The organism is Citrobacter sp. wls710 (genome assembly GCF_005281115.1).
Taxonomy (GTDB): domain Bacteria; phylum Pseudomonadota; class Gammaproteobacteria; order Enterobacterales; family Enterobacteriaceae; genus Citrobacter; species Citrobacter werkmanii.
Genome location: NZ_SZXD01000004.1, coordinates 39,513 through 52,425, shown reverse-complemented (window position 1 = coordinate 52,425; position 12,913 = coordinate 39,513). Strand labels below are relative to the sequence as shown.

General features: G+C 53.0%; 15 protein-coding genes. 8 read left to right on the top strand and 7 right to left on the bottom strand.

Translation table 11 applies throughout. The features are described from left to right. Window positions 1-96: 96 nt before the first annotated feature. On the bottom strand, window positions 97-663 hold the full coding sequence (gene gmhB / locus FDX14_RS01945; RefSeq protein WP_061380833.1) for a D-glycero-beta-D-manno-heptose 1,7-bisphosphate 7-phosphatase: 567 nt from the start codon (window positions 661-663) through the stop codon (window positions 97-99). A 189-nt stretch (window positions 664-852) separates the two neighbouring features. Between gmhB and metN the strand changes: the two genes are divergently transcribed. From metN to proS, 6 genes are all read left to right on the top strand, one after another. Continuing rightward, window positions 853-1,884 carry a methionine ABC transporter ATP-binding protein MetN gene (metN, locus tag FDX14_RS01940; RefSeq protein ID WP_061380834.1) on the top strand — a complete coding sequence of 344 codons (1,032 nt, stop codon included), beginning with the start codon at window positions 853-855 and terminating at the stop codon, window positions 1,882-1,884. Next, entirely contained in the window at window positions 1,877-2,530 is a 654-nt protein-coding gene (locus FDX14_RS01935; protein ID WP_006686810.1) for a methionine ABC transporter permease MetI, read from the top strand. The genes metN and FDX14_RS01935 overlap by 8 nt, the downstream gene beginning before the upstream one ends. A gap of 44 nt (window positions 2,531-2,574) precedes the next feature. Continuing rightward, window positions 2,575-3,390, top strand: a complete 816-nt coding sequence (gene metQ / locus FDX14_RS01930) for a methionine ABC transporter substrate-binding lipoprotein MetQ (RefSeq protein WP_006686809.1) — start codon at window positions 2,575-2,577, stop codon at window positions 3,388-3,390. Window positions 3,391-3,506: 116 nt separating this feature from the next. Continuing rightward, complete coding sequence (rcsF, locus tag FDX14_RS01925; protein ID WP_016151780.1) at window positions 3,507-3,911, top strand: envelope stress sensor lipoprotein RcsF; 405 nt, start codon at window positions 3,507-3,509, stop codon at window positions 3,909-3,911. Next, window positions 3,908-4,615: a tRNA (N6-threonylcarbamoyladenosine(37)-N6)-methyltransferase TrmO gene (gene tsaA, locus FDX14_RS01920; RefSeq protein ID WP_137348924.1), complete on the top strand. Its 708-nt coding sequence runs from the start codon at window positions 3,908-3,910 to the stop codon at window positions 4,613-4,615. Before rcsF ends, tsaA begins: the two co-directional genes overlap by 4 nt. A gap of 113 nt (window positions 4,616-4,728) precedes the next feature. Next, window positions 4,729-6,447 (top strand): proline--tRNA ligase, encoded by a 1,719-nt coding sequence (proS, locus tag FDX14_RS01915; RefSeq protein ID WP_042312143.1) that lies wholly within the window; start codon window positions 4,729-4,731, stop codon window positions 6,445-6,447. Window positions 6,448-6,489: 42 nt separating this feature from the next. On the opposite strand, the gene nlpE is transcribed toward proS, so the two are convergent. The 3 genes from nlpE to FDX14_RS01900 are packed head-to-tail and all read right to left on the bottom strand — an operon-like array spanning window position 6,490 to window position 8,183. Further along, a complete protein-coding gene (gene nlpE, locus FDX14_RS01910) occupies window positions 6,490-7,188 on the bottom strand; it encodes an envelope stress response activation lipoprotein NlpE (protein WP_094300986.1) in 699 nt (232 codons plus the stop codon). 30 nt (window positions 7,189-7,218) lie between these two features. Continuing rightward, a complete protein-coding gene (arfB, locus tag FDX14_RS01905) occupies window positions 7,219-7,641 on the bottom strand; it encodes an alternative ribosome rescue aminoacyl-tRNA hydrolase ArfB (protein WP_042312146.1) in 423 nt (140 codons plus the stop codon). Then, window positions 7,638-8,183 (bottom strand): YaeQ family protein, encoded by a 546-nt coding sequence (locus FDX14_RS01900; RefSeq protein WP_042312149.1) that lies wholly within the window; start codon window positions 8,181-8,183, stop codon window positions 7,638-7,640. The genes arfB and FDX14_RS01900 overlap by 4 nt, the downstream gene beginning before the upstream one ends. A gap of 188 nt (window positions 8,184-8,371) precedes the next feature. Between FDX14_RS01900 and FDX14_RS01895 the strand changes: the two genes are divergently transcribed. Both FDX14_RS01895 and rof read left to right on the top strand, forming a co-directional pair. After that, entirely contained in the window at window positions 8,372-8,572 is a 201-nt protein-coding gene (locus FDX14_RS01895; protein ID WP_005132083.1) for a YaeP family protein, read from the top strand. Next, on the top strand, window positions 8,559-8,819 hold the full coding sequence (gene rof, locus FDX14_RS01890; protein WP_032940409.1) for a Rho-binding antiterminator: 261 nt from the start codon (window positions 8,559-8,561) through the stop codon (window positions 8,817-8,819). Before FDX14_RS01895 ends, rof begins: the two co-directional genes overlap by 14 nt. Before the next feature lie 83 nt (window positions 8,820-8,902). Here the strand turns inward: rof and tilS are convergent, their stop codons facing one another. From tilS to ldcC, 3 genes are all read right to left on the bottom strand, one after another. Continuing rightward, entirely contained in the window at window positions 8,903-10,195 is a 1,293-nt protein-coding gene (tilS, locus tag FDX14_RS01885) for a tRNA lysidine(34) synthetase TilS (RefSeq protein WP_137348923.1), read from the bottom strand. A 61-nt stretch (window positions 10,196-10,256) separates the two neighbouring features. Then, window positions 10,257-10,646, bottom strand: coding sequence for a VOC family protein (locus FDX14_RS01880; protein WP_061380838.1), 390 nt, complete (start codon window positions 10,644-10,646; stop codon window positions 10,257-10,259). A gap of 67 nt (window positions 10,647-10,713) precedes the next feature. Next, complete coding sequence (gene ldcC, locus FDX14_RS01875; RefSeq protein ID WP_042312156.1) at window positions 10,714-12,852, bottom strand: lysine decarboxylase LdcC; 2,139 nt, start codon at window positions 12,850-12,852, stop codon at window positions 10,714-10,716. Between the last annotated feature and the right edge of the window lie 61 nt (window positions 12,853-12,913).

Below are 12,913 nucleotides of genomic sequence, written 5' to 3'. Positions count from 1 at the left end.
GCCGTGTCGATGGAGGCGCATTATAGGGAGTCGACTCAGGAAGACAAGCGGAAAAATGCATTTTTGTTTCAACCGCTCACCTTTTACCCACAACGCTTACTTTTGCTGCTTTTTTATCGCTATTGGCAGGTCTGCCAGACTATTTATAACCAAATCTGCCGCATTTTCTGCTTCCGGCGTGACGGGTTTGCCCGTGCGCACCAGTACCTTGGTTCCAACATTCGCAGCAGCTGCCGCCTGCATATCTTCTATTTTGTCGCCTACCATATAAGAAGCAGCCATATCGATGTGCAGGAAGTCGCGGGCGGAAATCAGCATCCCGGGATGCGGTTTACGGCAATCGCAGACCTGACGATACTCTTCTACGGTACCCTGCGGATGATGCGGGCAATAGTAGATACCATCCAGATCAACGTCGCGATCGGCCAGCGACCAGTCCATCCATTCGGTCAACGTTTCAAACTGAGCCTCGGTAAATTTACCGCGCGCGATACCAGACTGGTTCGTCACCACAATTAGCGCGTAACCCATATTTTTAAGTTCACGCATGGCATCAATAACACCGTCGATAAACTCGAACTCGTCAATCTCATGTACGTAACCGTGGTCCACATTAATGGTGCCGTCACGGTCGAGAAAAATTGCGGGTACAGACTTTGCCACCTTTTATAGCTCCTGAATAAGGCATGTGGCTCTAGTATCGCATGTTTCGGCGGGCAAGAAAGTGCTCATCGTGCAAAGCTAGATTGATTTAGACGTCTGGATGCCTTAACATCCATCTTGTTGACGGCCTTGACCGTCCCAGACAGACGAAAATGCCACGGCTAACTTAATTACGATAATAAATAACCAATGATTAAACTTTCGAATATCACCAAAGTGTTCCAGCAGGGGACTCGCACCATTCAGGCGATAAATAATGTCAGCCTGCACGTTCCTGCCGGGCAGATTTATGGCGTCATTGGCGCCTCCGGTGCCGGTAAAAGTACGCTTATCCGCTGCGTTAACTTACTTGAACGCCCAACCGAAGGCAGCGTTCAGGTCGGCGGTCAGGAACTGACCACGCTTTCAGAGTCCGAGTTGACCAAAGCTCGCCGTCAAATCGGCATGATTTTCCAGCACTTTAACCTGCTCTCTTCCCGTACCGTATTTGGCAACGTCGCGCTGCCGCTGGAACTGGATAACACACCAAAAGAAGAGATCAAACGCCGTGTAACAGAACTGCTGGATTTAGTCGGTCTTGGCGACAAGCACGATAGCTATCCGGCCAACCTTTCCGGTGGACAAAAACAGCGAGTGGCGATCGCTCGTGCGCTGGCAAGTAATCCCAAAGTGTTGCTGTGCGATGAAGCCACCAGCGCACTCGACCCGGCAACCACGCGTTCGATTCTGGAGCTGCTGAAAGACATTAACCGTCGTCTGGGTCTCACCATTCTGCTAATTACCCATGAGATGGACGTAGTAAAACGCATTTGTGACTGCGTGGCGGTCATCAGTAATGGTGAACTGATTGAGCAAGACACCGTCAGCGAAGTTTTCTCTCATCCGAAAACGCCGCTGGCACAGAAGTTTATCCAGTCCACTCTGCATCTGGATATCCCGGAAGATTATCTGGAACGTTTAAAAGCAGAGCCGGAGGCCGACAGCGTGCCAATGCTGCGCATGGAGTTCACCGGTCATTCGGTCGATGCGCCATTACTCTCTGAGACGGCCCGTCGCTTTAATGTAAATAACAACATTATTAGCGCGCAGATGGATTACGCCGGCGGCGTGAAGTTCGGCATCATGCTGACTGAAATGCACGGCACACAAGAAGATACACAAGCAGCCATTAATTGGCTGCAGGAACACCATGTAAAAGTAGAGGTACTGGGTTATGTCTGAGCCGATGATGTGGCTGCTGGTTCGCGGCGTATGGGAAACGCTGGCAATGACCTTTGTGTCCGGTTTTTTTGGTTTTGTCATTGGCCTGCCGGTTGGCGTATTGCTGTACGTTACGCGTCCTGGGCAAATCATTGAGAACGCTAAGCTTTACCGTACGCTCTCTGCACTGGTAAATATTTTCCGTTCCATCCCATTCATTATTTTGCTGGTGTGGATGATTCCTTTCACCCGCATGATTGTGGGTACTTCTATCGGGCTGCAGGCCGCTATCGTCCCGCTGACCGTCGGCGCCGCGCCGTTTATCGCCCGTATGGTGGAAAATGCGCTGCTGGAAATCCCTACCGGGCTGATTGAAGCCTCTCGTGCAATGGGCGCTACACCGTTACAGATCGTGCGTAAAGTCCTGCTGCCAGAAGCGCTGCCGGGCCTGGTCAATGCCGCCACCATCACCCTTATCACGCTGGTTGGCTATTCCGCGATGGGCGGTGCCGTCGGCGCAGGTGGTCTGGGACAGATTGGCTACCAGTACGGTTATATTGGCTACAACGCCACCGTGATGAATACAGTACTGGTATTGCTCGTCGTTCTGGTTTATTTAATTCAGTTATCCGGCGATCGCATCGTCCGGGTTGTCACGCACAAATAACATTGCACACAACACTAAAAACTCATTAAGAAAAGGAAATAAGCATGGCGTTCAAATTCAAAACCTTTGCGGCAGTTGGAGCCTTGATCGGTTCTCTGGCACTTGTGGGTTGCGGTCAGGATGAAAAAGATCCTAACCACATCAAAGTGGGCGTTATTGTTGGCGCAGAGCAGCAGGTTGCAGAAGTCGCGCAGAAAGTGGCAAAAGAAAAATACGGTCTGGACGTTGAGCTGGTCACGTTTAACGATTACGTCCTGCCTAACGAAGCGCTGAGCAAAGGCGACATTGATGCCAACGCCTTCCAGCACAAACCGTACCTGGATCAGCAGATTAAAGATCGTGGTTACAAGCTGGTTGCCGCAGGCAATACTTTTGTTTATCCGATTGCGGGCTATTCAAAAAAAATCAAATCACTGGATGAGCTGCAGGAAGGTTCTCAGGTCGCTATTCCAAACGACCCGACTAACCTCGGCCGCTCGCTGCTGCTGCTGCAAAAAGTGGGCTTAATCAAACTGAAAGACGGTGTTGGCCTGCTGCCGACCGCGCTGGACGTGATTGAAAACCCGAAAAACCTGAAGCTGGTTGAACTGGAAGCGCCGCAGCTGCCGCGTTCCCTGGACGATGCGCAAATCGCCCTGGCGGTCATCAACACCACCTACGCCAGCCAGATTGGCCTGACCCCGGCAAAAGACGGTATCTTTGTTGAAGATAAAGATTCTCCGTACGTAAACCTGATCGTGACCCGTGAAGACAACAAAGATGCTGAGAACGTGAAGAAATTCGTGCAGGCCTACCAGTCTGACGAAGTGTACGAAGCGGCAAACAAAGTCTTCAACGGCGGTGCGGTTAAGGGCTGGTAATTTTAGGCTGTTTCCAGAATCTGTAATATCATCAGGACGGGCGCTTGCCCGTCTTGTCATTTATGCAAGCACCTGATTCAATATCTGACGTTTAGATCATTCATTGAGGAAATATTATGCGTGCTTTACCGATCTGTTTAGTAGCACTCATGCTGAGCGGCTGTTCTATGTTAAGCAGATCCCCTGTTGAACCCGTTCAAAGCACCGCTACCCCGCCAAAAGCGGAGCCGGAAAAACCAAAAGCACCGCGCGCGGCGCCGGTAAGAATCATTACTAACGCCGAAGATTTAGTGGGTAAACCGTTCCGCGATCTCGGCGAAGTCAGCGGCGAATCCTGCCAGGCATCAAACCAGGATTCCCCTCCTAGCATCCCAACCGCACGTAAACGCATGCAGATTAACGCCTCTAAAATGAAAGCGAATGCGGTATTGCTGCACAGTTGCGAAGTAACCAGCGGGACCCCAGGTTGCTATCGTCAGGCGGTTTGCATTGGTTCTGCACTGAACATTTCGGCGAAATGAGCCATTTTCAGTTCGAGCAAATAGGCGTTATCCGCTCACCTTATAAAGAAAAGTTCGCCGTTCCACGCCAGCCAGGTCTGGTGAAAAGCGCCAGCGGCGAACTGCATTTGCTCGCTCCCTATAACCAGGCCGATGCCGTTCGCGGCCTGGAAGCCTTCAGCCATTTGTGGGTGATTTTTGTTTTTCATCAGACAATGGAAGGAGGATGGCGTCCAACCGTGCGCCCTCCCCGTCTTGGCGGCAACGCCAGAATGGGTGTCTTCGCCACGCGTTCAACGTTTCGTCCTAACCCTGTTGGCATGTCTTTGGTTGAGCTGCGGGGCATCCGCTGCCATAAAGAGCACGTCATCCTTGAGCTCGACGGGCTGGATCTTGTCGATGGTACGCCGGTAGTGGATATTAAGCCGTATCTGCCATTTGCCGAATCGCTGCCCGATGCTCGCGCCAGCTATGCTCAGGATGCACCGCAGGCCAGCATAGATGTGACGTTCAGTGAAGAGATCGCTGGGCAACTGGCTGGGCTGGAAAAACGTTATCCGCATCTTCGCCAGTTTATTGCCGAAGTGCTGGCGCAGGATCCCCGTCCTGCCTACCGTAAAAACGAGGAAGAAGGCAAAACCTATGCCGTTTGGCTGCTGGACTTTAACGTCCGCTGGCGCGTTACGCCGTCAGGATTTGAGGTCTTTGCTCTGGAAGCCCGCTAATTTGCGTCGCGTACTCTTTTGACATCCCTTTCTCGCTGGTAAACTAAACCACTTTTGTTTTGTGCCAGGCTCGTTTTGAGCCTGTTCGATCGTTCAACTGGAACCGTAACAACATGCGTACTAGCCAATATCTGCTCTCCACTCTGAAGGAGACACCTGCCGACGCCGAAGTCATCAGCCACCAGCTGATGCTGCGCGCCGGGATGATCCGCAAGCTGGCCTCCGGGTTATATACCTGGCTGCCGACCGGCGTGCGCGTCCTGAAAAAAGTCGAAAACATCGTGCGTGAAGAGATGAACAACGCCGGTGCGATCGAGGTGTTGATGCCGGTCGTTCAGCCCTCTGAGCTGTGGCAAGAGAGTGGCCGTTGGGAACAATACGGCCCGGAACTGCTGCGTATTGCTGACCGTGGCGATCGCCCGTTCGTCCTTGGCCCAACGCATGAAGAAGTGATCACCGACCTGATTCGTAATGAGCTGAGCTCTTACAAACAGCTGCCGCTGAACTTTTACCAGATCCAGACTAAATTCCGTGACGAAGTCCGTCCGCGCTTCGGCGTGATGCGTTCCCGCGAATTCCTGATGAAAGATGCTTATTCTTTCCATACTTCTCAGGAATCCCTGCAGGAGACCTACGACGCGATGTATGCGGCGTACAGCAAGATCTTCAGCCGTATGGGTCTCGATTTCCGTGCGGTCCAGGCGGACACCGGTTCAATCGGCGGTAGCGCCTCTCACGAATTCCAGGTGCTGGCGCAGAGCGGCGAAGACGATGTGATCTTCTCCGACTCCTCCGACTATGCAGCAAACATCGAATTCGCCGAAGCCGTGGCCCCGAAAGAGCCGCGTGCGGCAGCAACGCAGGAGATGACGCTGGTTGATACGCCGAACGCGAAAACCATCGCCGAGCTGGTTGAACAGTTCAACCTGCCGATCGAAAAAACCGTAAAAACCCTGCTGGTGAAAGCGGTTGAAGGCAGCAAGTCTCGGCTGATTGCGCTGCTGGTTCGCGGCGATCACGAGCTGAACGAAGTCAAAGCGGAAAAACTGCCGCAGGTTGCCAGCCCGCTGACCTTCGCCACTGAAGAAGAAATTCGCGCGTTGGTGAAAGCGGGTCCGGGTTCTCTCGGTCCGGTGAACATGCCAATTCCGGTTGTTATCGACCGTACCGTTGCCGTGATGAGCGATTTCGCCGCGGGCGCGAACATCGACGGTAAGCACTATTTCGGTATCAACTGGGATCGCGACGTTGCCACCCCGGAAGTTGCGGACATCCGTAACGTGGTCGCTGGCGATCCGAGTCCGGATGGCAAGGGTACGTTGCTGATTAAACGCGGCATCGAAGTGGGTCACATCTTCCAGTTGGGCACCAAGTACTCTGAAGCGATGAAAGCCGCCGTTCAGGGCGAAGACGGTCGTAACCAGATCCTGACCATGGGTTGCTACGGTATCGGGGTAACTCGCGTGGTTGCTGCCGCTATCGAACAGAACTATGACGATCGCGGTATCGTCTGGCCAGACGCCATTGCCCCGTTCCAGGTGGCAATTCTGCCGATGAACATGCATAAGTCCTATCGCGTGCAGGAACTGGCTGAAAAACTGTACGCTGAGTTGCGCGCGCAGGGCATTGAAGTGCTGATGGACGACCGTAAAGAGCGTCCGGGCGTGATGTTTGCCGATATGGAACTGATCGGTATTCCGCACACCATCGTGCTGGGCGACCGTAACCTCGACAACGACGATATCGAATACAAATACCGTCGTAACGGCGAGAAGCAGTTGATTAAAACAGGCGACATCGTCGACTACCTGGTAAAAGCCATTAAAGGCTAATACCAGCAAAAGGCCCTGATTATCAGGGCCTTTTTTTATCGATTAATTACACGCTTTACCAGGGATAAACTTCGCATCTTTATCCGCCATCAGCGTTTTCACTTTTTCGCCGGTGTCCGGGTTCGCCTCCAGCGTGAAATGCGCTTCCAGCGTCAGCAGTACAGATTGCCCGTTTTCCGCGCGAGCGGCTAAATAGTCACGCTCAAGCTGGGCGTTATTCGCCACCGGCATCCGTTTACCCGTTGCGCAGTCGGTAAAGATAGCTGCATCAGCCATATAGAAGTACATCCCCCGCATCGGCATTGGCGTCACTGGTAAGCTGGCGGAAACCGGCTGGAGCGTGTAGTTGAACTGCGACTCAATCGGATTACCTTCACGATCGAGCATTTCCAGCGCTTCACCTTTTACCCGGTAGTACGACTTTTCACCTTTGCTGTCGGTCAGCACCAGCTTGTCAGCAGTGCGCGCCCATGTACCATAAGAGGCAAAGGACGACGGTTCATCCCTCACCCCCTGATAGCGTTCGTTCATCACCCATGTTCCGTCTTTTTCAAGGAACAGAGAAGTTTCAATCCCTTCGCAGTCTGCGCAAGGCAGGATGCCACGCCAGCTCTGCTGCATCGGTTTTAATTCTGCCGCCCGTGTCGGCTGTAGCACTTCGACTTCAGTACGGTTGTTACAGCCGATCAAGGAAAAAAGCGTGCATGCAGCGACTACGGACAATATTGCTGTTTTCACTATCAATTCCTTATAAATTTTTATTCCTGCTCGTCAGTCTTGCGTTCGACGAACTCTCCCGCGCAGTGCTTTCACTGTGGATTTTTGCGCCTTCGACGACAACCTACGCTCTTTCGAAGCGCGCGTAGGACGCGTTGCCTGTCGGCTTTTTTGCACTGCGGTTAATTCTTTGATCACCGCCACCAGCCGCGAGATTGCCGCTTCCCGATTAAGCTCCTGGCTACGGTATTCCTGCGCCTTAATGATAATAATGCCATCGCTGCTAATCAGATGATGGCTGGCGGCAAGCAGTCGTTCCTTATAATACTCTGGCAGGCCAGAGGCCCGAATGTCAAAGCGCAAATGGATAGCCGTCGAGGTCTTGTTAACGTGCTGACCGCCCGCGCCCTGCGCCCGAATCGCCGTGATTTCCAGCTCATTGTCAGGGATAGAGACGTTTCGGGAGATAACAATCATGAACGCGGCTGCCACGCGGTCAGATGAATTTCCAGATTGTTCTGAGAATCGGACAACCAGATCGCGCCATCCTGGATCGTCGCCTGCAGCGCCATGGTGCGACCAGCAAATTCACTCAGTTGTGCCAGCTGTTCGTCATCCAGATACCACACGGTAAGATTTTTAAACTGCGCGCACTTACTCTGGTTTTGTTGCCACCAGATCTGGGCCGCACGGCTGTTGTAGGTAAACAGGGCCACCTCAGCAGACTGAGTGCAGGCTTTCTTAATACGGCGCTCATCCGGCAGGCCGAGTTCAATCCATAAATCAATGCCCAGATGGTCGTTTCGCAGCCATGCTTCCGGTTCATCTTCCGCACTCAGGCCCCGCGTAAACTGCAGGCGCTCATCGGCATATTTAATCCACGCCAGCAGACGCAGCATCATGCGCTCCTGGGTTTCTGAAGGGTGACGCGCCAGCGTCAAGGCTGCGTCAAGGAATTGGTTGCGGTCAAGATCCGCCACATTGACTACAGCTTTATAGATTGTCGCTTTAAGCGCCATTTGAGAACTCCTTTCGAATCAGGCGCACATTGTAGCGAAAACCACGGCAAAAGGCTGCTAACAGCGCCTCTATCAAGGCGCTGATATTGCCTGAATGAGTATGGTATAGTCACCTTGCTAAACAGAGTTTATCTTCGTAGGCTTAGACTTGCATCCACGGTTAAGTCAGAGTGCTGACAGGAGGGCATGTGGAAAAATATTGTGAGTTAATACGCAAGCGGTACGCGGAAATCGCCAGCGGAGACTTAGGGTATGTCCCGGATGCGCTGGGCTGCGTATTGAAGGTGCTTAATGAAGTGGCGGCAGACAGCGCCCTTTCAGAGTCGGTCAGGGAAAAAGCGGCCTATGCTGCCGCGAACTTACTGGTGAGCGATTATGTCAATGAATGAAACGTATCAACCCATCAACTGTGATGATTACGACAATCTTGAACTCGCCTGCCAGCACCATTTGTTACTGACGTTGGCGTTAAAAGATGGCGAAGTTTTGCAAGCGAAGGCAAACGATCTGGTTTCCCGCAAAAACGTGGAATATCTGGTCGCAGAGGTCGCAGGTGAAACCCGTGAGCTTCGCCTCGACAAAATTGCCAGCTTCAGCCACCCACAAATCGGTACCGTGGTAGTCAGCGAATCCTGATTATTTTGTTGCCGGATGGCGGTGCAAGCACCTTATCCGGCCTACGGTCCATGAGATACGTAGGCCGGATAAGCGCAGCGCCATCAGGCATGCCAAATCAGACTCACACCTTCTTCATCTTCTGCTATTCCCTCACGCGTCACAAAAACACCCGCAGCCGCAATCAACGTTTCACCATAAAAAAGCAGCGGCGTGGTATCTCGTCGCCAGGGTGGAATCCCCTGCTCCTGCCAGATTTTCTTTAATTTACGTCCACCGTTACGCCCGACAATATGTAATACGCCTGGCGCTTTAAAACGAATACTGACCAGCTCGTCCGCTTTAGGCACGCGCAATTCGCCTGCGGAGATTAACTGCACCGCTCCCAGCCCAACGGGCAGCGTCAGCGGCGTTTGCCAGCATGGCCAAGGAATGACGGTTTCGCTGTGCCCGTCGACCGGTTTCACCCACCACAGTTGCGACTGGTAGCGACGAATGTCGAACCCTCCAAGGCGAAAACAGGGGGAAGCATCCTCTCGTGCCAGCGCGACTTCCTGCCAGATACGTTCCAGAGCGTCACGGGAAGGCATTGGCGCATGTAATCCCGCCAGCCAGCGGCGAAGCAGCGCAGCGCGCCGCACATCGCTCATCATCATAAGCGGCGCCAGCAACAGTGTGCCCTGGGCCGTGACACAGTCGGCTAGATCGCTGGCAAGCAATTCATCCAGCAAGCTCTCCTGCTCGGCGCACAGCGCGGCGCTGCGGGCTGTAGCTTGCGCGAAGTGTGGCCAACGCTGTTGCAGCAAGGGAGTAACGCGCAATCTGAGGAAATTGCGATCGTAGGTATCATCCTGATTACTTTCATCTTCGATCCAGCATAATTGGTGCTGTCGCGCCCACCCTTCCAGCGCCTCTCGCGTTTGCGCCAGCAGCGGTCGGATCAGCCGGGTCCCGGCGAACGGTGAGCTTTCCCCCATGGCGGAAAGCCCGGCAGGACCACTGCCGCGCTTAAGTGCCAGCAGAAAGGTTTCGCACTGGTCATCCAAATGCTGGGCGGTCATCAGTACCTCGCCCGGCAGTAACGTCTGTGCAAATGCGTGATAGCGCGCCCGCCGCGCCTGAGCTTCTATACCCAGGCCATCATCCTCCAGACGGACCCGTTCAACCACCAACGGCACCTGCCACTGCGCGCATATCGATTCACAGTGCTGCACCCAGCTGTCCGCATGGGGACTTAGTCCATGATGAATATGGATTGCGCGCAACGTAACGTCAGGGTGCTGTGCTCGCCACAGCACTAACTGATGCAGCAGCACGGTGGAGTCCAGCCCGCCGCTAAAGGCGACCAGAATCGATTGAGAATTCAGCAGTGAAGTATTCAGCGTGAGTGTTGTCATGATGGTTACTTACAATGGCATTGCCCGGCACGTTACCGGGCTAACGCCACAATAACAAGCCTTACAGCTCATACAGTTCGAGCGGTAATCCGTCGGGATCGTTAAAAAACGTAAAGCGTTTGCCAGTAAAAGGATCGATGCGTACCGCCTCACACTTCACATCGCGAGCCTCCAGATGCGCGATCGCTTTCTCTACATCATCCACACTGAACGCCAGATGACGTAAACCACAGGCTTCCGGTCGACTCGGGCGGCAAGGTGGAAATGGGAAAGAAAAGAGCTCAATCACATACTGACCGTTCAATGCCAGATCGCCTTTCCAGGAGTCACGCTCTTCCCGGTAGGCTTCGCTCATCAGGGTGAAGCCCAGCACATCGCAGTAAAATGCCTTACTCACCGCGTAGTCCGTCGCAATAATGGCAATATGGTGAACCTGTTTTAATCCCAGCATAGCGTCATCGCCTCTTTCGTTTGTTCTTTCAGCACGTTACTCGTGCGTAATGGGTTCAGGCAAGTCGTTATGCCATTTTTAAGACTCTCACACGATACACGCCATCCTCACCCAGTTTAGCGCCATGGATATCGGTTTCAAATCCAGGATAATGATGGCCCACTGAACACAGCATCAACAGGAAATCGAGTACAGCCCGGCTTTTTTCCGTGATCATTTCACCAGGCATCAAGAGCGGTACTCCAGGCGGATAAGGCAGGATCATATTGGCGGAAACGCGCCCCACCAGTTGATCAAGCGCCACCGTTTCAACCTCACCTTTGATCTGCCGCTGCCAGGCCTGATGCGGCGTCATTTTCATTTCCGGCAAGGTATCAAATGCCCGCAGCATCAGCCCGGAGAGATCGTGCTGGCGAATAAGCCTATGGATCCCCTGAGCCAGATCCTGAATACGCATATTGCGATAAAAGTCGGGATCCTCGGCATACAGATCCGGCAGCATGTTTTTCACGCGTAAATTCAGATCGTACGAACGCTTAAATTCCGTCAGGCCACGCAGCAGGCCCATCGCCCGGGTTTTATCAATGCCGATGCTGAACAGGAACAACAGATTATACGGTCCCGTTTTCTCGACAACCACGCCGCGTTCATCAAGGAATTTCGCCACCAACGCGGCGGGGATCCCCTCTTCACTCATATTTCCTTGTTCATCCATCCCCGGCGTCAGAATAGTGACTTTCACCGGGTCGAGGAACATGTGGTCGGCGTCAGCATCGACAAATCCGTGCCAGTCTTCACCAGGCGCTACCGGCCAGCATTCTGCTTCATCCACCCTTTCCGGCTGCCAGATATCAAAAAACCAGCCATCCGACTCTTCACGCAACCGCTGCACTTCTTTACGAAAATGCAGCGCCCGCTCCACCGAACGATTGATTAACCGCTTGCCTGAATTGCCTCGCAGCATGGCCGCTGCGGTTTCTATCGAGGCAACAATCGGGTAACTCGGCGAAGTGGATGTGTGCATCATAAAGGCTTCGTTGAAGGTGTCTTCGTCGTAGTCACCCTTAATGTGGATCAGAGAAGCCTGTGACAACGCCGCCAGCATCTTATGGGTAGACTGGGTTTCAAAAATCACCTTCCCCGGCACGCGCTCACCGCTCATCCCGCTTTTCCCCTGATAGATCGGATGAAAATGGGTATATGGCACCCAGGCTGAATCAAAATGGATAGAGGGCACATCCAGCGTTTGCTTGATCCAGTTGGTGTTATACAGCAGGCCGTCATAAGTAGAGTTGGTGATCACCGCATGCACCGGCCATTGCGCCTGGGGGGTCTCCTCTATCTTGCTTTCAATGCTTGCACGGGTAAATTCCCGACGGGGGATACCGCCCAGAATGCCCAACGCATTACGCGTCGGCTTCAACCAGATTGGCACCACATCGCTCATCATCAGCAAATGCGCCAACGACTTATGACAGTTGCGGTCAATCAGCAGTGTACTGCCGGTTGGTGCGGCATACATACCAACAATTTTATTGGAGGTGGACGTGCCGTTGGTCACCATATAGCTCTGCTCGGCGCCAAAAGTGCGCGCGATATACTCCTCCGCTTCCAGGTGCGGGCCGGTATGATCCAGCAGCGAACCCAGCTCGGTCACAGAAATGGACACATCGGCTTTCAGCGTATTGCCGCCAAAGAAATCATAGAACAAGCAGCCGACCGGGCTTTTCTGGTATGCCGTTCCCGCCATATGACCGGGCGTGCAGAAGGTATACTTTCCTTCCTTCACATAGGTAAATAGCGCTTTGGTAAAAGGCGGCGTGATGTTATCCAGATATTCACTGGTGTACTGGCGGATGCGGGTGGCAATGTCTTCAGACTGGCCCAGCGCATACTCAAAAAACCACAGCGCCATGCGCAGATCATGGGCGCTGACATCCATAGTCGAATGGGTATTAATAAAGGCGTAGAGCGGAAGATATTCGTTTAGCTGGTTGATCTCACTGCACAGATCGAGACTGTATTCATCCCAGTCAAAAATGACGCCGCAAATTCGCGGGTTATGTTCGATAAACTTCAGCAGGTCAACGCTATTCTGCGGCCAGATAATCTGAAAACCCTGCTGTTGTAGCGCACGCTCAAGTTCCTTGATGGGCTCATCTTTATAAAAGACGCCATGCGGTCCCATGATGGCAATGATATTCATGCGTTCCTCCTGGAAAAACCTTAGTTAAGCATAGCCTGGTCAAACAACAGGTAAAAAAAAG

Bases quoted from the DNA above. Each gene is read 5' to 3' on its own strand.
- metN (WP_061380834.1), top strand. From the start codon at position 853: ATGATTAAACTTTCGAATATCACCAAAGTGTTCCAGCAGGGGACTCGC.
- FDX14_RS01935 (WP_006686810.1), top strand. From the start codon at position 1,877: ATGTCTGAGCCGATGATGTGGCTGCTGGTTCGCGGCGTATGGGAAACG.
- metQ (WP_006686809.1), top strand. From the start codon at position 2,575: ATGGCGTTCAAATTCAAAACCTTTGCGGCAGTTGGAGCCTTGATCGGT.
- rcsF (WP_016151780.1), top strand. From the start codon at position 3,507: ATGCGTGCTTTACCGATCTGTTTAGTAGCACTCATGCTGAGCGGCTGT.
- tsaA (WP_137348924.1), top strand. From the start codon at position 3,908: ATGAGCCATTTTCAGTTCGAGCAAATAGGCGTTATCCGCTCACCTTAT.
- proS (WP_042312143.1), top strand. From the start codon at position 4,729: ATGCGTACTAGCCAATATCTGCTCTCCACTCTGAAGGAGACACCTGCC.
- arfB (WP_042312146.1), bottom strand. From the start codon at position 7,641: ATGATTGTTATCTCCCGAAACGTCTCTATCCCTGACAATGAGCTGGAA.
- FDX14_RS01900 (WP_042312149.1), bottom strand. From the start codon at position 8,183: ATGGCGCTTAAAGCGACAATCTATAAAGCTGTAGTCAATGTGGCGGAT.
- rof (WP_032940409.1), top strand. From the start codon at position 8,559: ATGTCAATGAATGAAACGTATCAACCCATCAACTGTGATGATTACGAC.
- tilS (WP_137348923.1), bottom strand. From the start codon at position 10,195: ATGACAACACTCACGCTGAATACTTCACTGCTGAATTCTCAATCGATT.
- FDX14_RS01880 (WP_061380838.1), bottom strand. From the start codon at position 10,646: ATGCTGGGATTAAAACAGGTTCACCATATTGCCATTATTGCGACGGAC.
- ldcC (WP_042312156.1), bottom strand. From the start codon at position 12,852: ATGAATATCATTGCCATCATGGGACCGCATGGCGTCTTTTATAAAGAT.